The 19,888-nt window shown below is 46.2% G+C and carries 18 protein-coding genes and 2 pseudogenes; 14 read left to right on the forward strand and 6 right to left on the reverse strand.

The features are described 5' to 3' along the window. The first annotated feature begins 42 nt into the window (after window positions 1-42). The 5 genes from hpsC (at window position 43) to QUB13_RS25490 (ending at window position 4,060) form a co-directional block, all read left to right on the forward strand. Complete coding sequence (gene hpsC / locus QUB13_RS25470; RefSeq protein WP_333386502.1) at window positions 43-1,086, forward strand: hormogonium polysaccharide secretion pseudopilin HpsC; 1,044 nt, start codon at window positions 43-45, stop codon at window positions 1,084-1,086. A gap of 3 nt (window positions 1,087-1,089) precedes the next feature. Next, a complete protein-coding gene (locus QUB13_RS25475) occupies window positions 1,090-1,773 on the forward strand; it encodes a prepilin-type N-terminal cleavage/methylation domain-containing protein (protein ID WP_333386505.1) in 684 nt (227 codons plus the stop codon). A gap of 41 nt (window positions 1,774-1,814) precedes the next feature. Next, entirely contained in the window at window positions 1,815-2,900 is a 1,086-nt protein-coding gene (locus QUB13_RS25480) for an SGNH/GDSL hydrolase family protein (protein ID WP_333386508.1), read from the forward strand. 381 nt (window positions 2,901-3,281) lie between these two features. Beyond that, on the forward strand, window positions 3,282-3,896 hold the full coding sequence (locus tag QUB13_RS25485) for a pilus assembly FimT family protein (RefSeq protein ID WP_333386511.1): 615 nt from the start codon (window positions 3,282-3,284) through the stop codon (window positions 3,894-3,896). After that, window positions 3,887-4,060: a hypothetical protein gene (locus tag QUB13_RS25490; RefSeq protein ID WP_333386513.1), complete on the forward strand. Its 174-nt coding sequence runs from the start codon at window positions 3,887-3,889 to the stop codon at window positions 4,058-4,060. The genes QUB13_RS25485 and QUB13_RS25490 overlap by 10 nt, the downstream gene beginning before the upstream one ends. A 475-nt stretch (window positions 4,061-4,535) precedes the next feature. Here QUB13_RS25490 and QUB13_RS25495 read toward each other — a convergent pair whose 3' ends face one another. Together QUB13_RS25495 and QUB13_RS25500 are read right to left on the reverse strand one after the other, a co-directional pair. Further along, complete coding sequence (locus QUB13_RS25495; protein ID WP_333386515.1) at window positions 4,536-6,416, reverse strand: peptidoglycan D,D-transpeptidase FtsI family protein; 1,881 nt, start codon at window positions 6,414-6,416, stop codon at window positions 4,536-4,538. A 266-nt stretch (window positions 6,417-6,682) separates the two neighbouring features. Beyond that, on the reverse strand, window positions 6,683-7,264 hold the full coding sequence (locus QUB13_RS25500) for a hypothetical protein (RefSeq protein ID WP_333386518.1): 582 nt from the start codon (window positions 7,262-7,264) through the stop codon (window positions 6,683-6,685). A 990-nt stretch (window positions 7,265-8,254) separates the two neighbouring features. On the opposite strand from QUB13_RS25500, the gene QUB13_RS25505 reads away from it, so the two are divergent. Together QUB13_RS25505 and QUB13_RS25510 are read left to right on the forward strand one after the other, a co-directional pair. Then, window positions 8,255-8,458 (forward strand): serine protease, encoded by a 204-nt coding sequence (locus tag QUB13_RS25505; protein ID WP_333386520.1) that lies wholly within the window; start codon window positions 8,255-8,257, stop codon window positions 8,456-8,458. 145 nt (window positions 8,459-8,603) lie between these two features. Continuing rightward, window positions 8,604-8,933 (forward strand): annotated as a pseudogene (locus QUB13_RS25510) (glutathione S-transferase family protein); the annotation flags it as partial. Here QUB13_RS25510 and QUB13_RS25515 read toward each other — a convergent pair. Then, window positions 8,923-10,111 (reverse strand): annotated as a pseudogene (locus QUB13_RS25515) (RNA-guided endonuclease InsQ/TnpB family protein). The pseudogenes QUB13_RS25510 and QUB13_RS25515 sit on opposite strands and share 11 nt — an antisense overlap. Before the next feature lie 269 nt (window positions 10,112-10,380). Here QUB13_RS25515 and QUB13_RS25520 point away from each other — a divergent pair. Beyond that, window positions 10,381-10,596, forward strand: a complete 216-nt coding sequence (locus tag QUB13_RS25520; protein WP_333386523.1) for a glutathione S-transferase C-terminal domain-containing protein — start codon at window positions 10,381-10,383, stop codon at window positions 10,594-10,596. 378 nt (window positions 10,597-10,974) lie between these two features. After that, on the forward strand, window positions 10,975-13,266 hold the full coding sequence (gene glgB, locus QUB13_RS25525) for a 1,4-alpha-glucan branching enzyme (protein ID WP_333386526.1): 2,292 nt from the start codon (window positions 10,975-10,977) through the stop codon (window positions 13,264-13,266). A gap of 548 nt (window positions 13,267-13,814) precedes the next feature. Here the strand turns inward: glgB and QUB13_RS25530 are convergent. The 3 genes from QUB13_RS25530 to QUB13_RS25540 form a co-directional block, all read right to left on the reverse strand. Further along, the gene (locus QUB13_RS25530) at window positions 13,815-14,711 is read right to left on the reverse strand and encodes a glycosyltransferase family 2 protein (protein WP_333386528.1); all 897 of its coding nucleotides are present in this window, start codon (window positions 14,709-14,711) and stop codon (window positions 13,815-13,817) included. A 473-nt stretch (window positions 14,712-15,184) separates the two neighbouring features. Continuing rightward, window positions 15,185-16,015, reverse strand: coding sequence for a hormogonium polysaccharide biosynthesis protein HpsJ (gene hpsJ-B / locus QUB13_RS25535; RefSeq protein WP_194011747.1), 831 nt, complete (start codon window positions 16,013-16,015; stop codon window positions 15,185-15,187). A 309-nt stretch (window positions 16,016-16,324) separates the two neighbouring features. Then, entirely contained in the window at window positions 16,325-16,675 is a 351-nt protein-coding gene (locus QUB13_RS25540; RefSeq protein WP_333386531.1) for a hypothetical protein, read from the reverse strand. A gap of 319 nt (window positions 16,676-16,994) precedes the next feature. Between QUB13_RS25540 and rfaE2 the strand changes: the two genes are divergently transcribed. From rfaE2 to QUB13_RS25565, 5 genes are all read left to right on the forward strand, one after another. Next, complete coding sequence (rfaE2, locus tag QUB13_RS25545) at window positions 16,995-17,489, forward strand: D-glycero-beta-D-manno-heptose 1-phosphate adenylyltransferase (protein ID WP_333386534.1); 495 nt, start codon at window positions 16,995-16,997, stop codon at window positions 17,487-17,489. Window positions 17,490-17,604: 115 nt separating this feature from the next. Beyond that, window positions 17,605-18,474, forward strand: a complete 870-nt coding sequence (locus tag QUB13_RS25550) for an STAS domain-containing protein (protein WP_194011745.1) — start codon at window positions 17,605-17,607, stop codon at window positions 18,472-18,474. 170 nt (window positions 18,475-18,644) lie between these two features. Beyond that, entirely contained in the window at window positions 18,645-19,040 is a 396-nt protein-coding gene (locus QUB13_RS25555) for an STAS domain-containing protein (protein WP_333386537.1), read from the forward strand. A gap of 150 nt (window positions 19,041-19,190) precedes the next feature. Continuing rightward, window positions 19,191-19,589: an anti-sigma regulatory factor gene (locus QUB13_RS25560; protein WP_194011744.1), complete on the forward strand. Its 399-nt coding sequence runs from the start codon at window positions 19,191-19,193 to the stop codon at window positions 19,587-19,589. A gap of 35 nt (window positions 19,590-19,624) precedes the next feature. Then, on the forward strand, window positions 19,625-19,888 hold a 264-nt coding region (locus QUB13_RS25565; protein ID WP_333386539.1), incomplete at its 3' end, for a hypothetical protein.

A 19,888-nucleotide genomic window follows, 5' to 3' on the forward strand; every position in this document is an offset into this window, starting at 1 on the left:
AATTTAAAATCGCTCCCCCATTTGACAAAGGAAACAGTCAAAATGAAAACTTTACTCAGGTTGCTTCTCAAAAGTCAGCACCAACAAAACCGCTCTCGCCCAGATCAAATAGAAAAGGGCATGACCCTAGTCGAGCTATTAGTCGGAGCGATTATGGCATTTTTAATCATCACGCCGATGCTCGCGTTTGTAGTCGATATGCTGAATACTGACAGGAGGGAACAAGTCAAAGCAAACACCGATCAAGATATTCAGGCGGCGGTTGATTTCATCGCCCAAGATTTGAGTCAAGCCATTTATATTTACGATAACGATGGAGTTAATGCTATTAAAGCATTCCTCCCGCCCACCGTCACAGGAGAAGATAAAACTCCTATTCTTGTATTTTGGAAGCGACAACTTCTCAAGAATTCTCTCCCTGTGAATAGCCTGACTCCTTTACCAAAAGATTGCGACCCAAATGCAGTACCAGGTGCAAAAGGAGACTGCAACGATACCTATGTCTTATCATTAGTTGCATACTACCAGTTTAAAAATAAAGACGATACTTGGTGTCAGCCGTCAGGAGTTCTTTGTCCTACCCGCATTGCTCGGTATCAAATTCAGGACGGATTGAGAGACAGTAACGGTGTTCCATATTCTGCACCGGCGGTATCTAAAGCGCAAGAAATAAGTGGCGCTTACAATGTCGGTACTCCCAGCAATACGCCCCCAGCTTTTGACATTGCTAAGCCCTTGGAAAATGTTACAACCAAAGCTACTTGGGGCGTTGCTGAAGTATTGGTTAACTACATCGACCACAATAAAGTGTCATTGGCAGGCACTGAATGCAAGATTGCTCTTGGTAATCCTACCGATCCAAAAGATACAACAAAATCTTTAGAAGAGACAACGCTACAATTAAGCGACCAAGATACAAATAGCTTCTACGCTTGTGTAGATACAGCTAAAAACATAGCCAGAGTTACTATCAGAGGAAACAGCCTCCGTCGCCTTCAAGCAGATGCTCCTTACAACCCTAAAAGTCCGGCATTTTTCCCAACAGCAACCGTGCAAGTACAAGGTCTAGGTGGGCTAGGAAAGTAACTGATGGCTGAAACACATTTCCGAATCGCCCTCAGCCGATCGCACAAACAGGATAAAACTATGAAAACCCCACCAATATTATTAAAATATTTGCATAACTTAACCGCCAAAGCCCGCCCAAATTTCCACAAAACTGCATCCAAAAAGAACGATGCAGGATTCACCCTTATAGAAGTGCTGATCATAGTCCTGATTTTAGGTATATTTGCTTCGATCGCCGCCCCAAGCTGGCTGGGATTCATCAACAGACAAAGAGTCCGCACAGTCAACGATCGAGTTTTCCAATCATTACGACTTGCACAAAGCGAAGCAAAGCGAACTAAGCGCGAGGTCACAGTTACATTTTCGGCCCCACCTGTCGATCCGCCAACAATTACGTTTAACCCGCCACTAGCTACGGGTGGTAATACCCAGACGTTAAATGCTGGAGGCGAAATTAAACCCGGCACCATTGCACTTTTAACGAATGCAACTGGTTCTGTTGTTGGTGCTGATCTTCCTCTCAACTCGATCATTTTTGACTATCAGGGCAATGTAAAAAAATTACCAAGTACAAATCCTGCAATTCCTGGGCGATTTATAGTCGCAGTTGCTGCTGTTAACGGCGGTGGTAAGCAATGTGCAATAGTCGAAACTCTCATAGGAGGGATGAGAACTGCTGAAGGGGCTGAGTGCACGACGCCCTAGTTTTTAATCAATTTCATCGTTCATGAGGATATGTCTAATACATGAGAATCGCTAATCATATGATCGATCTCCCTTTAGTAGCATTTATGATTTTTTTATTGGCAATTATTGTTGTCACAAAGAAACGGCTTAAAAATGACGAGTTCTACACATTAGTGATTAGCATACTACTATCTTTTCTATTAGCAGAAGGAGTTTGTCGATTCTTAAATATAGGCGATTCTAGGGTAGTTATATGGCAGGAGGAACTTGCTCCAGGACAAATATATGCCTATAAACCCAACCGCAAGTTATTATATACTTACCCAGACAATCCTCGAAGATATTTTAACGAAAAGAATGAAGTGTCAGGAACCATAAATGCCAAAGGATTTCGGGGATTGGATCGAACCTTTGAGAAACCTAATGGTATTACCAGGATAGCATTCCTCGGTGATTCCTTTACCCTTGGGATAGGTGTAAAAGATAACGATACCTTGCCAGTAAGTTTTGAACGCGCAATACAATCCAAACATCCTAAAACACAGGTTCTAAATTTTGGAATTTCAGGAACATCCACGAAAGAACAAATCAAGTTGCTTGAGGAATATGTAATAAAATTCCAACCAGACGTAGTAGTAATCGTAGTATTTTTGAATGATGCAGACAGAACAGGAACAGTTAACTTTATGTCTCGACCAAAGGTACTGGCTAAAGTTAGAAAAAACTCGTTTTTTATCAACGCTTTAATCGACAGCATTGAAAAACCTATCCTATATCAGCAGATGATTCGTCATTACCAAGATGGTTATTTAGAAAATAGCCCCGGTTGGCAAACAATGAAAACTGCGCTCAGGACAGGAAAAACGCTATCCGAAAAACAGAATTTTCAGCTTGTAGTTACAATATACCCGGTACTCTTTAAACTAGATAATAGTTATCCATTTACGCATATTCACAAAACAATAGAAGACTATTGTGCTTCTTTGAAAATTCCGTTTTTGGATTTATTTAATGGATTCGTTGGTCAAAATGATTCCAAGCTTTGGGTACACAAAACCGATCAACATCCCAATGAAGTAGCAAATAGAATTGCGGCCGGAGAATTATCAAAATTCTTTGATAGCAATAACTTGATTAAAAAGTAGTCAACCAAGTGCGATCGAAGTATTGACGTCATTTCCATAGAGGTATTGGTAAGGGGCGATCGCTATTTTAGCGCCTGCCCTAGATCAGCGGGGGGTTCAAAACCCCCGGCTGATAGCGTAAGTCCTCTCTAAGAGGACTTTAGAGGCGATAGGGGCGATACCAGGCTACCACCTTCTTCAGTCGGTTTCAACCGACTTCTGCTATGAGACGGGGGTTTAAACCCCCTGCGGGCGATCGGGTAGATGCCAATTATGTAAATTTTATTTAAGCGCCCTATACATTAACCAAACTCAAGAACTAAAATAAAGAAAAAATAGCACCTCCTAGCTATTTTTTATTAGCTAAATATCAAGGAGTGCATCTACGTGTCAATATATAAAATGCTCAAAGGCAGAGCCGCTACATCTGCCGCCGGTTTTACAATGATTGAAATGTTGATAATTATGGCAATAGTGGGGATATTTTGTGCGATCGTCACCCCCTCTTGGCTAATGTTCATCAACAACCACCGTTTGAATGTATCAGTCGATCGGGCTTATTGGGCAATGGAATTAGCCCTAAGCAACGCCAAACGCGACAAAATAGCATGGCAAACCAGCTTCAAAGAAGTAGTCGGAAAAAACGTACAAGTAGCAATCCACCCAGCCGAGATTACCCCAGCCCAAGTACCACCCAGTCAATGGAAAAACCTAGAACCGCAAATTCAAATAAATCCAGATGAAACAACACTGCTCAAAGTTAATGAACACAACAAAGCCACAGGAGAAAAAACAATTCGGCGGGTAATGTTCAACTTCCGAGGTTGCGTCGTTTATAACAGTACCGACGAGTGTGGCCAAACAAGCCTGCAAGCAAAAGGAACGCTGACACTATCTCATCCCGATTTAAAAAATAGCGATCGCTGCATCATCGTCTCCACTCTCTTAGGACACAAGCGCACCTCCCGCAGACAATCAAAAGCCAATCCAAACAACAAAGAAAGATATTGTTACTAACATCAAGTAGCGATCGCACAAAGCCAGTTTCTGCCGATATTTCTGGTGACTCAACACAAATTTTCGCAGCAACCGGAATTAATATCAGCCTTCAAATTGTGCGATCGCTCCTTCATCCCAGAAACCCCGTTCATATCAAATCCGGTACCATCGGAATTATATAGCAATACGGTTCACTTAACATATTTATGCCCCGGAGATCCCCCTCGCATCCCCCTTAAGAAGGGGAGTAGGGGTTGACTTTGATCCGATTCTTGTCCCACCCCCTACTCCCCTTTTTAAGGAGGCAGGGTGGATTAATTGTCATCCTAGAAATAGGTACGTAATTGGGCTTTAGCCCTCTTTAGACGTATATATAAAGAGGGCTAAAGCCCAACTACGTACCTTTATTAATATAACACTTGCGTCCCAGACGCGAGCTTTGAGCGGTGCTTTCTGTCGTTTCAGATTTCTTCTCCCCACAATAAAACCACCCTGCTTTTTAAGGGGTGTGCCAGGGAGATCGTCTTAAGTAAACCGTATTGAATTATATAGTGCGAGCCTCCCCGAAGAGCGATCGACTTCGCGAAAACGATCGCACTATCAATCATTAAAATATATAATTCCGATGCTATCGGAAACCATATCACGCGGCACTTCCTACTTCTTCGTCGGGGCAATCTTCTCAATATTAATCAGCGCCTCCATCACCGACTCCACAATCGGCGCCGCCACAAGTCCCCCCGAACCGCCCTTCGGCTCATCAATCACCGCCAGCACCACGTACTTAGGAGCTTCCACAGGCATTATCCCCACAAAGCTAGTAATAATCGCCTTGTGAGAATAACCCCCCCCAGCATTAGCTTTTTGAGCCGTGCCCGTTTTCCCAGCAATCCGATAGCCGGGAATTTGTGCAGCTTTCCCCGTACCGCCATCCACCACAGTTTCCATCATTTCCAAAACCTGCTTAGTCGTTTCCGGCGAAAACACTTGCTTCGGAACAGCCCTCGGAAGCTTCCAAAAAGCTTGACCCTCGCGATCGAAAAGTCCCCGCACAACATGAGGAGTTACCAACTTACCACCGTTGGCCAAAGCTCCGTTAAGCTGCACCAACTGTATCGGAGTAATCGAAAAACCTTGACCAAAAGCAGTAGTAGCAACTTCCACCGGAGAATTAATAAATTGCTCTCGATTTTTAAGCTGACTCGTTACTTCAAAAGGCAAATCACTTCCCGCAGTTTGTCCCAGTCCGAGTTTTTCTAAAGCTTGATAGTAAAGAGAAGGTTTCATGCTTCTCATTACGTGCACCATCCCCACATTACTCGAATGTTTCAAAATATCAGTCACCGTAGAACGCCCGCGAGCGCCTGTTTGTTTGTAATCGGAATTTTGGATAGTCCAGCCATCGATATAAATCCGACCTTCGTCATTAAATACAGTCTTAGGTTTGACCACACCAGCTTCTAGGGCGATCGCCACATTAATCGCTTTAAAAGTCGAACCAGGCTCATAAACATCAGTTACAGCCCAATTTTTATAGCGCGACAAATCGAAATTAAAATATTGATTCGGGTCATAGGTAGGTTCCGCCACCATTGACAGTAATTCCCCGTTGCGGGCATCCATCACAATCACCGCGCCCCGCTTCGCCCCGTATTCCTTCATTTTGTCCTTGAGAGCAATCCGCGCCGCCCGCTGCAAGCGACTGTCGATCGTCAGTTGCAACTTCAAATCATCTAGCTGCACAAAACCAGCCGTCAGCCGATCGGGCACCCAACGTCCGTCGATCGACTTGCTAAATTGAATCGACGGCATCGATCGTTCCAGCAAATTCTGCTGACTGTACTCTACCCCAGCTTGTCCCTTCCGTTCCCCATCCACATAACCCAAAACATCCGCCGCCAACTCCTGCTGCGGGTAAAAACGCTGCTGCTGTCGCACCAACTCCAGCCCATCCACCGGAGTGCGTTTAATTTGCATCCGCCCCACGCGATCGGCCACCTCTTGAGCCAGAGAATCGGCAATAGTAATACCCGTTTCGCCCAGATTAAACCGGCGCAGCAGTTCAGTTTCCGGCGTATTGCCCGGATTTCGTTCGATCGGCAGCATCGGAGCCAAGGTAGCCGCCACTTCAGCCTTTGTATGGTTGAACAGCTTCGGGTGAGCGTAGAGCGTGTACACTTGTCTGTCGATCGCCAAAACATTGCCCCCGCCGTCAACAATCGGGCGTCTCGGCACAAACGGCTTAGACTTGAGAGTTTGCTGCTGCTCGGCCTGTTTCCGCAGCGCCGGAGCCCGCGTCACCTGCAAATAAAACAAATTCACAGCCAACCCCAGCCCCCCCAACATCAACACCGCCCACACAGCCCACAAGCGAAACTTGGAGCGTTTTAAACGCTCCAAGGGTGGCCGAGGCTGCCTGCTAGCAGTAGCAGAAACTCTAGGTTTGGCTGGTTGGCCCCACCAAGTGCCATCCCTCGACGCTTTTGGACGTTTAAAGTTCGGCGATCTGTAGCGGTCAAAACGGGGATCGTAGCTCATATAGCCTTTCTCAAAAAGGTGAGGAGTTGAGATTTTAGATTTTAGATTTTAGATTTTAGATTTTAGATTCTTCCACTTCACGATCGAACAAGTGTAAAAAGCATTTTTTTATTATAGTGCGGGCTTCCCCGCTCGCGTATTGTACTCGATCGGGGGAAGACGCTCATATGAGAGCTCGAACTAGAAACCTGTTTTCTGGAAACGTGGCTATTGTGGTTTCATGGGTGCTTCCTTTAACCGACACATCTTCAATGCCAAGATCCACCTCAATAGCCCAGTGGCGTTTCCTCGCCCGATCGATTCTTGATAGCGGGTTCTTCAGAATTTGGTGCCACCACACCGGGCGATCGGCGATCGGGAACCGGTTGCAAGAAAATCGTATCCGACGGCTTCTGCGGCATCAAACCAGTTTCTGGGTTTTGGGCTTCCTTAGCAAGTTGGTGTTTCAACACTTCGCTAGCAGCAGTCAACTGCTGTTCGCGGAGTCGCAAAGTTTCCAGCTTTTGATACTCCTGACTCCACCGCTGCTCGCTGTAGACAGTCAAACCGTAGAGACTCAGAGCACCGCCTAAAAGCAGAAGCGCCACCGCTGACGAGGCGCGCTCCACCCGCAAAAGAGACCGAAGCCACATGGGCTGCCGCTGACGGTCGGGCATCACTTTCAGCACCGATGCTTCGGCGCGAGGCCGTGGCTGTGCCTCGGCCACCTCGTAGTTGGGCAATTGCGGCCCTGTCTTAGCCCGTCTAGCTCTAGCAATAGAAGTAACTTTGCTGTTGGGTTTTTCTGGGGCGGGCTTGTTGGTCGATCGAGAGCGGCGAGAATCCACGGATCTAATAGCAGCGGTCATACAGTTCACCAATACGTAAAGTGGGTCAGTTTCAGCTTTAGAACTTATCAGAAAATTGGGTTGAAAACCCCGTCTTTTGAGGACGGCTTTTTTCCATTGTTTCCATTGTTAAGTAAAACAACAAATCCATCTTAACAAATGAATATGGTAGAATAACTAAATCAGACAAGATGTAAAAACCTACCCCCGGACTGGGGGAAAGTCTACGCCCAAAAGATTTTTGAGGAGATATGACTACGCAGCTACGCTGCAAACGTAGTCAGCGAAAGGAACCCACGCTTGCGTGGGATATTAAGACATAAATGTCTTAAGAATCCCCTTGCCTTAAGGCCGGGGAGTGTCAATCAGTTTACCGCTGTCTCTTGCCGGAGGCAACAGCCAAAGCCTGTGTAGCTTCAACTATCTGAAACTGGACAATCAATATTTCGGAATTATAACAATCTGTCGATCGATTTAAATAACTGGTTCCCAGGCTTTTTTGTAAAACAGATATCACTCTTGAAGAGCCTCGCTTGGTACAAGGTAAGCTCTTCCTCGCCTGTGGGCCATGCTTGCCCTCGAACTGGTAACGAGTCAATAATTTAGGATTGTTATAGCATTTCGTACCGTGGGGCAGGCGGGAACCTTAAAAGCCTCTGGAGACATCGACACTCTCCATTGACTCAGGAAATTCCTCGCCGGCATCGCCGAGTCGCCGAAAGAGCAAACCCAGAGAGCGATCTTGCCAATCTCCGTGCCTTTAGCGGTCGTGATGATGTCAATAAACATACCTGATAAACCAACTAACCCAGCCTGCGATCGGTCACTTTGACTTGAGAATTTCAAAAAAAAAAATAAATCTTTGCCGGTTCCCCAGAATCTATGTGAAATTAATTAACAAATGCAGTATTGTAATCAACGAGCGAATCGTTGATCTATTCGTGCCAGCATTGTTTCTCAAGTACACTATTCCCTTCCTTGCGATGGGTTTTCAATGTTTAAGGAGTGTTTATGAACAAGGGATTAATTCGTTTGACTTTGGTAGTGGGCTTGGCAGCAGCCCTCGGAGCCTGTGGCGGTGAAACCACCACTACTCCTCCCAGCGGTACTGACACCACTACTACTCCTCCTCCTGTTACTTCTCCAGTACCGAAGGAATCTCCAAAAGCTACTCCAGGCGCTGGTGCAACAGTTGCCCCTAAAAAGGCTCCCTAACTACAGCTATATCGGAGTCTAGGCCCAACCAGCCTAGCCTGCGGGTGAAAAAGGTTTGCTCCTCGCATTTTTTCATCTCTTCAGTCTAGGCCTCAAGTTGGGTGTTAATTTTTGTGTGATGCTTTGACTACAGTTCAGTACCTCCCCTTACTGTCGCAAAGTCCGCTTAGCGCTCGGTTACAAGGGCATTCCCTTTCAAGTCGAAAATTTGACTCCAGGCCTGCCGGTTTTGAAACTTAAGCCTCTGACGGGGGGTTTGAGGACTGTGCCGGTACTGTTGCCTCAACTCGAAGGTCAACCCTCGGCGATCGCCTACTCTACACAAATTTTGCACTCGATCGAGTCTCGCTTTCCATCGCCGCCGCTGTTACCCGCAGACGAGAGTTTGCAACTAGAGGCTTGGACGATCGAAGACTGGCTCGTTGACATCCTCCCCGCCCTACAAGGGCGAAGATTCCCAAACCTCACGATTTAGGTTTCTGCTTCTGTCCCTTACGGGATTTCGCACCAGCCTTAACAGATTTACTCTGTTCAGGTCTTACGGTCGCTCCACAGACTGAAACGGCAAGCCCTGCCGCCAAAATGTTCTTCGCGGAGTTGATATCTCGGTCATGGCGCGTCCCGCAATTAGGACAATCCCATTCCCGAATATTCAACGGCATTTTTTCAACGATGTGACCACAATTTCCACATCGTTTTGAACTCGGAAACCAGCGGTCAATCTTAATTAAAGTGCGACCATACCAATCGCACTTGTAGTCAAGCTGTCTCACCAATTCCCCCCAACTTGCATCACTTATAGCGAGAGCAAGTTTGGGGTTCTTAACCATGTTCTTCACAGCTAAGTCTTCTACGGCGATGGTTTGGTTCTCACGTACCAACCGTGTCGTTAACTTGTGAAGATTATCTTTTCTTGCATCAGTAATTTCTTGATACACTTTTGCTACTTTAAGCCGTGCTTTATGTCGGTTGTTTGACCCTTTTTGCTTACGGCTTAAAGCTTTCTGCGCCCTTTTGAGTTGGCGATATTTTGCCTTGAATCCTTTGGGATTGGCAATTTTTTCGCCCGTGCTTAGAGCGAGTAAACTTGTGATTCCCAGGTCGATACCGACTTGATTCTCTGTTTTGGGTAAGGATTCAATTTCGGCCTCTACCAACAGGGAAACTGACCACCTGCCAGACGGTGCAAGCTTCACTGTAATAGTCGATGGCGTTGCGCCATCGGGCAGTGTCCGACTCCAGCGAATCGACAACGGTTGTGTACTTTTTGCCAAGTAGACTTGCCCGTCCCTGAATTTAAACGCTGACTAGAGTAAATTCTGCACTACCGCCATTACGTTTCTTTTTGAAGTTAGGGTATTTCGCCCGCCCATCAAAAAAGTTGGTGTAAGCTGTTTGTAAGTGTCTCAAGCATTGTTGTAATGGCACACAGCTAACTTCGTTAAGAAAATCTAGTTCTTCAGTTTTCTTCCACTCGGTTAGCCTTGAAGAAGTCTCAGCATACCCTACCCGTTTCTGTTCTGTGTACCAAGCTTCAGTTCTTACCGCTAAAGCACGGTTGTAAACTAAACGAGTACAACCCAGAGTACGTTGCAACAAGCTTTCTTGTTCCGGCGTTGGATAGAATCGGTAGCTGAAGGCTTTTAGTGTCATGCTTGTTTTGAATCTGCCATTTTACATAGTAGCACTTCTTGTGTGAAATAGTCCGTCTTGACAAAAGTTTATGTAAAGCCGTCCTATAAGGACGGGGTTTCAGACCAATTTTTTTTGATGAAAGCATCGGCATCGCTACTCGATTTGTTTACTACGAGTTTCGCGCCGGTGCGGGCAAACAAATTGACCCCTCTGTTTTAAGCCAATTAGTAATTCAATTGGCGCGCCGCCAGTTCGGTATTAACCCAGCCTGAGCAAAACTCGCCCAATTGCGGCTGAGTGCTGCTTTAGATTTTTTGCACCTGCGCTGGCAGGATGGTGCTTATTTGGTAGGCGATTCCTTGAGCGTGGCAGATATTACTGCTGCCGCCCTGCTGAGTCCCTTAGCTTTGATTCCTAAATACCGCACTGACTATCCTTGGCTGTTCGATCGCATTGCCCAAATCCACGAACTTTGCGGCGAAACCCTGCCTCCGGGATTTTAAAATCTACCTGTCGGGCGATCGCCCGTGCCTAAAAATTTCACTTATTCATCATCAAGTGTCCAGCGTCCTGAAACTAGAAACACGACATATCACATAACGCAGAAAAAGTCAATATTTTTTGACAAAACTCTAAAACTTTCAATTTGTTTTAAGATTCATATACTTAAGAGACGAGCAGTAAGATGAAAGCTCGATCGCCAGCGAAACAATCCGATTGCCTGCTGTGCGGGCAAAGGGGCGCGTGCGGCAGCCGCAGCACCGGCAAAATTATGCTAATCAGTGGTAGGATGAGCAATCAAAAATGTATCTAAATGTAAAGTGCTGCGGCGCTCTAGGTTTTGAAAGCCATTTAGTTAAAAGATTCAGGTAGGTAGTTTTATGCCCGCGACCGTACCCTTTGAACAGATTGACCGTATTGTTGGGAATCAGCACCACGATCCATTTGAAGTCCTAGGCCCCCACACGATCGAAAATAATGACAAAAAAGTCTGGGCCGTCCGAGCTTATCTGCCCAATGCGGATGCGGTATCGGTAGTATTGCCGGAGTCGAGGGCTGAATACCCGATGAAATCCGAGCATCACCCTCACTTTTTTGAATGTACGATCGAAACTCCAGAACTAGCAAACTATCAACTGCGGGTCAAAGAAGGAGAACACGAACGTTTTATCTACGACCCCTACGCCTTTCGATCGCCCAAACTCACAGAATTTGACCTTCACCTATTCTCAGAAGGCAACCACCACCGGATTTACGAAAAACTTGGCGCGCACTTCACCGAAGTAGACGGAATCACAGGAGTATATTTTGCCGTTTGGGCTCCGAATGCCCGCAACGTATCAGTTTTAGGCGATTTCAACTCTTGGGACGGCCGCAAACATCAAATGCGGAAATCTCAAAACGGCATCTGGGAATTATTCATTCCGGGACTAACCGTGGGAACTCACTACAAATACGAAGTGAAAAACCAAGACGGACATCCCTATGAAAAGTCCGACCCTTACGGTTTCCAGCAAGAAGTGCGGCCGAAAACAGCATCAATTGTCACCGACTTAGATAACTACACTTGGCACGACAGCGCTTGGATCGAACAGCGGCGGCAGACAGACCAACTGACTCAGCCAGTTTCGGTTTACGAATGCCACATCGGTTCTTGGCTGCACGCCGGTACAGACGAACCCGCGATGCTGCCAAATGGTGAAATAGAGCCAGCAGTTGCGGTTTCAGAACTCAAACCAGGGGCGCGGTTTCTGACTTATCGAGAATTGGCCGATCGGCTGATTCCCTACGTCAAAGATTTGGGATTCACTCACATCGAAATGCTGCCCATCGCCGAACATCCCTTCGACGGTTCCTGGGGCTATCAAGTAACCGGCTATTTCGCGCCAACTTCCCGGTACGGCACACCCGAAGATTTCATGTATTTTGTTGACCAGTGCCACGCCAGCGGCCTTGGCGTACTCGTGGACTGGGTACCGGGGCATTTCCCCAAAGACGGCCACGGTTTAGCATTCTTTGATGGAACTCACTTGTACGAACACGCCGATCCCCGCAAGGGCGAGCACAAAGAGTGGGGAACGCTAGTCTTTAACTACGGCCGCAACGAAGTTAGAAATTTCCTAGTATCAAACGCTCTGTTCTGGTTTGACAAGTATCACATCGACGGAGTTCGGGTAGATGCAGTAGCTTCCATGCTGTATTTGGATTATTGCCGGGAACCAGGAGAATGGCTGACCAACCAGTACGGCGGCCGCGAAAATATCGAAGCGGCAGATTTTCTGCGGCAGGTGAATCACGTCATTTTTAGCTATTTCCCAGGCTCGCTGTCGATCGCCGAAGAATCAACCTCTTGGCCGATGGTATCTTGGCCGACCTATGTAGGGGGCTTAGGCTTCAACCTGAAGTGGAACATGGGTTGGATGCACGATATGCTCGACTACTACCATATGGACCCGTGGTTCCGCCAGTTTCACCAGAACAACATAACTTTCAGTATGTGGTACAACCACAGCGAGAATTTCATGCTGGCTTTGTCCCACGACGAAGTAGTCCACGGCAAGGCCCACATCATCGGCAAAATGCCTGGAGACGAATGGCAAAAGTTTGCAAACGTGCGGTGTTTGTTTACTTTTATGTTTGCTCACCCCGGAAAGAAAACCATGTTTATGGGGATGGAGTTCGGCCAGTGGCATGAGTGGAACGTTTGGGGGGATTTGCAGTGGGATTTGCTGCAATTTGAACCGCACCAAAAGTTGAAGCTGTTTTTTAAGGATTTGAACCATTTGTATCGCAGCGAAACTGCACTTTACAGTCAAGATTTTGCTGAGGATGGGTTTGAGTGGATTGATTGCAGCGACAACCGGCACAGCGTGGTAGCCTTTGTGCGCCGCGAGAAGGATGGCGATGAGTTTGTGGTAACGGTGTGCAATTTTACGCCGCAGCCACACTCTCACTATCGCGTAGGAGTGCCGGAACCTGGTTTCTATACGGAGTTGTTTAACAGCGACGCGCGGGAGTACGGGGGCAGCAATATGGGGAATTTGGGGGGTAAGTGGACTGATGAGTGGTGGTTCCACAACAGCCCTTATTCGATCGACTTGTGTTTGCCGCCTTTAGGGGTGTTGATCTTAAAGATCGATCGAGAAAAAACAGGATTGCGTAGTGCTCAATAGTTTTGAGTAGGGGCGTAGATAGTGTTGACCCAAATTTACGCCAAATTTTCTCAATCTACTCATCTCTGTATGAGTAATACCATTTTTCTAAAGATGTGGTATGGATGAAGTTTTAGCCCCCCCGCGAGTTCGGGGGGGGTTTGGGGGGTAATATCTAGCGCTACTTTATGAAATTGGTATAATACCATTTTGCAAAAATAATGCAACAGTATTTGTAGGGTGCGTCGCTGTCTTTCAATCCCTCAATTTAATCGACAATTTTGCGACGCACCTTACACATATTGTAGAACAACCCTCTGTAACACTCTTGCCCAACAATTGTTATGTTGCACGATTTGTGAAAAATGGTATTAGTGCGGCTAATCGACCGGATATGATATCACAAATTATCTACAATTATCTAATATAAAATATATTTATATATTTTTCATTTGCCGTTTATGTATTGAGCAAAGACTTATACAAAAAATCTAAAAATAATTTATATTAGATAGAAAATGGAAGCCATACTTGTTCAAATAGCTATTACTTTCGCGATATTTACTAGCTTAAATATTCGATGAAACTTGAGGGGATTCAACTTTCACAACTTCGGAAATAGGCTGTTCTTCCCCAGCACTTAAATTCGGCAGCGGCATATGCTTCATTTCCCAAACCTTTAGCAAAATTAGATATTCATAAAAAGCTTGCAGCGTGCACCAAGCTAATCCCGCTTGACCGTCAAGAAATCCGCCGAGTAAAATATACATATAAAAAAAGCGCACCACAGGCCGCAAAGGCAAGCGCAAAGAAAAATCTTTCAAAGCGCGCCGCCTTTCTACCTCCGATGCGCCAAACAATAAATCCCACCAATTTACTTGACCTGCTGCTAATTGGCGAAGAGTTTCAGCAGCTTCGTCAGTCGAGTAGCGGTTGTGCTTTTCTATCCAGCGAGAAAGACCTTTGCTGCAAGTATAATGAGGGTAGGTTTCCTTTAAAAAGTGAGTGGGCCCGTTGCAGACTTCCCGTTCGGTGTGACCGTAGTCAGAAAACCACACTCGGTCTTTGCGAAACAGGCGCATTTGATAGCGGGGATATTGAGTGCTGCGGCGAATCCAGCGCTCCATAAAGATTACTTTTTCTGCTACGTAATACCCGATATATTCTTGACTTTCCATCGCCTTTAAGCATTCAGCAAACAGTGCAGGTGTCATCCGCTCGTCAGCTTCGAGGATGTAAACCCATTCGTACTTGCATTCTACTTCTTGGAGCATCCAAGTCCGCTGGCGTCCGTGACTTTCAAAGCGGTGCTGCACTGTTTGCACGGGATAGTTCTGAACAATCTCAAGGGTGCGATCGCTGCTGAAAGAATCAACTACAATGATATCGTCACAAAGCATTGCCGATTCTATGCAAGCGGCGATATCAATCTCTTCGTTGTAAGTCAAAATATAAATTGAGAACATTCCCAGCTTTCAGTAAGGGCAAACTATAGAAGAAGTCAGTAGTCATTAGTCAGTAGTCATTAGTCATTAGTCATTAGTCATTAGTCAGTAGTCAGTAGTCATTAGTCATTAGTTCTTAGTTCTTAGTCATTAGTCATTAGTGCTGTCCCCCCCCGAACGAACGTTATTAGTGCTGTCTCCCCCCGCGCTTTCCGTCCAACGTCATCAGGTAGAAGGTAGAAGATAGAAGGCTCTTCGACACTTCGTCGAAGGGTTCAGTGGAACGCTTCGCGGTTCCTGATTCTTTCGACTGCGCGAGCGGATAAACGAAGTCGTTGGGGAGGAACCGAGAAGAAGTCGATGTGAAAATGCAAGAAAATTAATGGCTTCAGTCATTAATAAGGTCGTAGCTGCCAGGAGCGGTTGCTATGTTCGGCAGATTAAGTATTTCTTGCAAGATATCTTGACTTACGGGTTCTAGGGGCTGGCGTAGGTCAACTTTTGCGGCGACCGAAGCCCAAAATTCCCATACTTCTCAATCCTGTCCAACCAACAGTAATGTAGCCGATCGCCAACAACAAACTGCTGATTCCCGTCTGCAAACTCGAATTTCTCGATCGAGTTCTCAACTCTTTCTCTTTTTGTTGCTTGCGGGTGCGAATCTCGTTACGAGCTTGAACGGGCAGTTCTTGGGCTTGCTGTTCCAAAAACTTGTCAAGGGCTTTCGGGTCCTTTTTCGAGTCCTGAAGCACAGCTTTCAATTCCTTGGGAACATCTGGACTCTTGAGTGCCTCTTGCAGCTTCCCCTCATCTTGCAACAGCGCCCCTATCTGGCTGCGGCGCTGGCTTTTGAGTTGTTCTACCTGAGCTTTAAACTGGTCGCTTTTAATTTGCGCCTCTAGTTGATTTTCGGCTTGTCCCGCTTCCTTATCGACTTGAGCCAGAGCATCCTTGAGTTCCAAGCGAGTATTGTTGAGGTGAACTGGAACCAGCAACAAGTAAATTAGCCCTAACAAGCTGGAAATCAATAGCGCCCAGAATCGCAAGTCAACCCAAATATTGCGCCGCTCAATAGAGACTCCGCTGCTGCTGTCCACCCAAAAGCCTGTCATCAGCAGGGCGATACCCATCAAAGGAATAATGCCCCGGTCAACTATCTGAGTTGCTGCGGCCAACTGCCAGCCTCGATTCATAATGTCGGAGGCTTCTCCCGGCAGCGATAGAACAATGCAGTCAAGCAAAGCAGACAGAATCAAGATAATCCCGACTACTTTTAGAGTTCGAGCTGCTACTGAAGAAAATTGACGGTTGTTAGTTGCTTTCATAATTCCTGTTAGATGATTCTACACCGTTAGATTCAACGAAATTTTGTTTAATGGGTTAAGTGGTAAGAGGGATCATACCCCTTTTTGATTGGTGCCTTGGGGATCTTCGATCGGGGAATCAATGATGAGCTAAGGGTTTGGAGCTAGCCAGCAGTTGTGTTGTTTTTGGGGAACAGGTATTAGTTTCTCATACTCGCTTGTTGATTCGCCTGCGGGGTTCACGGGTGGCAGCCCGCGTCACACGATCGCGCGAGGTTCAGTTTCTTGCTCTCTCTGTGGAAACAGAAATCCTGAAGGTGAAAACCGCCTTTAAGACGGGAAACTCCGCAGACGAATCAAACTCTCCCCCATTTTATGAGTTGGGAAGCTCCAATCAGAAGCAAGGCCGATCGGGCACTTCACGTTATTTTCCACCAAAATAGCTCGATCGGGTACTCGCCTCCACTTTACTCCGGTTTTCACAGGCTCTCGCCGGGCCGCCATTAAGCGCGAGTTGCTGCACGCTCTTTTGGCGAGTTGGGCCACCGGAGGCAGTGCGCTGTGTCCGGCGGCTGTGGAACTTGTGGATATTCCCCATGCCGTTGGTGCTGCAAGGATTCTGCAAGAGTCCCAAGTTGGATGTTCCCTCGTGGCGATCGAACTGCCGTTACTGAATTCCACTGAGGATTGATTTTGAGGGCTTGAACACCAGTCGAATAGTTAGGGTACATCGCGATTTAACTGAGTGGCACGGTATCCATCTGTTTGGCAAATTGCAGATACACGAATAGAATTTTTTATCCTGTATCTAAATCAGCAAAATAGAAAATAAATTTTATTTATGGTTTTTTTAAAAGAAATCAATAATTGCTAATCATTCATTTTCAACTAATAAAAATTTGCGGATATAGTGCTTGATTTTTTGAGGAAAAAGGTACAATTGATCGCGTTTTTTGGTAGGATGATTCATCGCTGTTCAAATTTCCTAGTGGTGGATGTAATGATTTCTGGTGTTTACACGTTGAGAGAACTCGAAGCAGCGATCGCATCCGCTCCCGATAACTGGCGTCCGATCGTGTTTACTAACGGGTGCTTCGATATCCTGCACGCTGGCCACGTCCGCTATTTGCAGGCGGCAAAAAATTTGGGACGGACGCTAGTTGTGGGCTTGAATAGCGACAAAAGCGTGCAAGCTATCAAACCGCAACAGCCGGGATTGCCACCGCGCCCGATCGTACCGGAAAATCAGCGAGCCGAAGTATTGGCAGCCCTCAAACCCGTAGACGCGGTAGTGATTTTTTCCGAAATTACAGCAACTAAACTGATAAATATCCTGAAGCCAGATATATACGTTAAAGGAGGCGACTATCAACTCGAAACTCTGCCGGAAGCACCCGCTGTTATCGCCGGAGGCGGCAAGATTTCCTTGATCGAAATAGAAGTTCCTAGTTCTACGAGTGCGATCGTCCAACGCATTTTGCAGTTAGGTACTTAACCCTCGCTTGCAAACAGCAAATAGTGAGTTAAACTCATAAACTGCCCCATCAAAAACACTCAAGTGTGGCTTCTCGTACAACTTCATCCCAATGGCTAAGCAGGAGATAATTTCAATGGAACTCACCAGCAATAACACGATCGTGGAAATTCTCGAAAGACACAAAGCAGAGTTACTAGCAGACTGGCTCAAAGAACTGCAAAATACCGGGCTGCGGCGAGACGACTTGATGAGAGCCAAAGAATTGCGATCCGAGTGTCAAGAGTTCCTGCAATTGCTCCAAATAGCATTGCAGCAGGGTAACTTTAGCGACATCCAGACACCAGAGTGGGAAAATATGCGGCTGATGCTGGCAGAAGTTTCGCGATCGCGCGTTCAGAGAGGCTTTACCCCGTCAGAGATCGCGAGTTTCATTTTATGCTTCAAAAAGCCATTGTTCGATCGGCTTTGTCACGAATTGACACAAAACCGCGACGCACTTGTCGAAAAACTTTGGCTTTCCACCAGCTTATTAGACCAACTAGGCCTTTGGGTGACAGAAATCTTTCTCAAAGCTCGCGAAGAAGTAATCGAACGCCAGCAGCAAGAAATGCTCGAATTGTCAACACCAGTAGTCAAACTTTGGGAAGGAATTCTTGCTTTACCCATGATCGGGACTCTCGACAGCGCCCGCACTCAAATAGTCATGGAAACTCTGTTGCAGGAAATCATGGAAACTGGCTCAGAATTTGCAATTTTAGACATTACAGGCGTGCCGACTGTTGACACTTTAGTCGCTCAACATTTATTAAAAACCGTCGCGGCGGCTCGTCTCATGGGTACTGAGTGCATCATCAGCGGCATTCGCCCGCAAATAGCTCAAACCATTGTTCATTTGGGAGTTGACTTGCAAGATATTTTGACAAAAGCAACTTTAGCAGATGCTTTTAAAGTCGCCTTGCAGCGCCAAGGTTTAATTATAAGAAATCTGAAAGAGGAAAAATAACAAATATTATAGTCTGGTGTAACGTCGGCGGTGCGCTTGGTTAATTGGTAATGGGGAACGGATAATCGGAAAAAAGCTCGCCCGCCGCCTATTTCACACAAATTGAGAACCGCTATATTGTCTCCAGTCTCAAGTTTTATTCAATTCAAAGCTCAAAGCAAGGTGAATTTATGATGATGGAACGGATTCCGATCCTGCAAATGGGAGAATTTTTGTTAGTCACAATTCAAGTAGATATGCACGATCGCTTGGCAATGATGCTGCAAGACGACTTGACGAACCGGATAGTCAAAACCGGAGCAAAAGGTGTTTTGATAGAAATTTCTTCTCTGGAAATTGTAGATTCTTTTATCGGCAGAATTCTTAACAATATCGCTACCATGTCGCGTATATTGGATGCTGAAACAGTTGTGGTTGGGATGCAGCCTGCGGTGGCAATTACGCTGGTTGAATTGGGGCTTTCTCTGACAGGAATTCGCACAGCTTTAAGTGTTGAAAAAGGGATGAATTTGTTGCATAAGTCCTTGGGTTTTCCTACGGATTCAGGATTGCGATCGATTGATTGATTGTTCCGCAATTTAGGGGCAATAGGTAAATAACTCTGGTTTGTTTGTAGATAGCTTGTTGACTAATTCAAGATTGATTTTGGGAAACTTGGTCGATCGGGGTAGGTCTTATGTTTTGTGGAGAAATTCTATTTTGGTACAGTAGCCGCCATGTCAAAACGTGAGACATTAGAAATTCGATCGTCCTCCGATATAGTCAACGTCCGACAGCAAGTGCGAACTTTGGCTGTAGCAATGGGATTCGGCTTGGTAGACCAAACAAAAATCGTTACTGCAGCTAGCGAACTCGCCCGCAATACTGTAGACTACGGCAAAGGGGGAACGGTAACTTTAGAAATGCTCCAATCAGGTAAGCGCACAGGGCTGCGGCTGATATTTGAAGACAAAGGCCCGGGAATTCCAGACATTGAATTGGCTATGACTGACGGTTATACTTCCAATCGCGGTTTGGGTTTGGGGCTTAGCGGTTCTAAGCGATTGATGCACGAGTTTGAGATTGTTTCTAAAGTGGGTAAGGGGACTAAAATTGCGATCGTCCGCTGGCGGTGAAAGAGTAGATGGGGAGTGGGGGAGATTGGGCGAAATTGGGCGAAATTGGGCGAGAAACCGGGTTTGTTCGAGTTGGGCGTTTGGTGACGAAAAATATTCCAAGAAACCCGGTTTCTGAGATGATGAGTAATTCGGAGGGGCGAGAAACCGGGTTTGTTCGATTTTGGCGTTTGGTGACGAAAAATATTCCAAGAAACCCGGTTTCTGAGATAATGAGTGATGCGGAGGGGCGAGAAACCGGGTTTGTTCGATTTTGGCGTTTGGTGACGAAAAATATTCCAAGAAACCCGGTTTCTGAG

This window comes from Microcoleus sp. B4-D4, assembly GCF_036705185.1.
In the GTDB taxonomy this organism is placed as follows: domain Bacteria; phylum Cyanobacteriota; class Cyanobacteriia; order Cyanobacteriales; family Microcoleaceae; genus Microcoleus.

Bases quoted from the DNA above. Each gene is read 5' to 3' on its own strand.
- hpsC (WP_333386502.1), top strand. From the start codon at position 43: ATGAAAACTTTACTCAGGTTGCTTCTCAAAAGTCAGCACCAACAAAAC.
- QUB13_RS25475 (WP_333386505.1), top strand. From the start codon at position 1,090: ATGGCTGAAACACATTTCCGAATCGCCCTCAGCCGATCGCACAAACAG.
- QUB13_RS25480 (WP_333386508.1), top strand. From the start codon at position 1,815: ATGAGAATCGCTAATCATATGATCGATCTCCCTTTAGTAGCATTTATG.
- QUB13_RS25485 (WP_333386511.1), top strand. From the start codon at position 3,282: ATGCTCAAAGGCAGAGCCGCTACATCTGCCGCCGGTTTTACAATGATT.
- QUB13_RS25495 (WP_333386515.1), bottom strand. From the start codon at position 6,416: ATGAGCTACGATCCCCGTTTTGACCGCTACAGATCGCCGAACTTTAAA.
- QUB13_RS25500 (WP_333386518.1), bottom strand. From the start codon at position 7,264: ATGACCGCTGCTATTAGATCCGTGGATTCTCGCCGCTCTCGATCGACC.
- QUB13_RS25505 (WP_333386520.1), top strand. From the start codon at position 8,255: ATGAACAAGGGATTAATTCGTTTGACTTTGGTAGTGGGCTTGGCAGCA.
- glgB (WP_333386526.1), top strand. From the start codon at position 10,975: ATGCCCGCGACCGTACCCTTTGAACAGATTGACCGTATTGTTGGGAAT.
- QUB13_RS25530 (WP_333386528.1), bottom strand. From the start codon at position 14,711: ATGTTCTCAATTTATATTTTGACTTACAACGAAGAGATTGATATCGCC.
- hpsJ-B (WP_194011747.1), bottom strand. From the start codon at position 16,015: ATGAAAGCAACTAACAACCGTCAATTTTCTTCAGTAGCAGCTCGAACT.
- rfaE2 (WP_333386534.1), top strand. From the start codon at position 16,995: ATGATTTCTGGTGTTTACACGTTGAGAGAACTCGAAGCAGCGATCGCA.
- QUB13_RS25550 (WP_194011745.1), top strand. From the start codon at position 17,605: ATGGAACTCACCAGCAATAACACGATCGTGGAAATTCTCGAAAGACAC.
- QUB13_RS25555 (WP_333386537.1), top strand. From the start codon at position 18,645: ATGATGATGGAACGGATTCCGATCCTGCAAATGGGAGAATTTTTGTTA.
- QUB13_RS25560 (WP_194011744.1), top strand. From the start codon at position 19,191: ATGTCAAAACGTGAGACATTAGAAATTCGATCGTCCTCCGATATAGTC.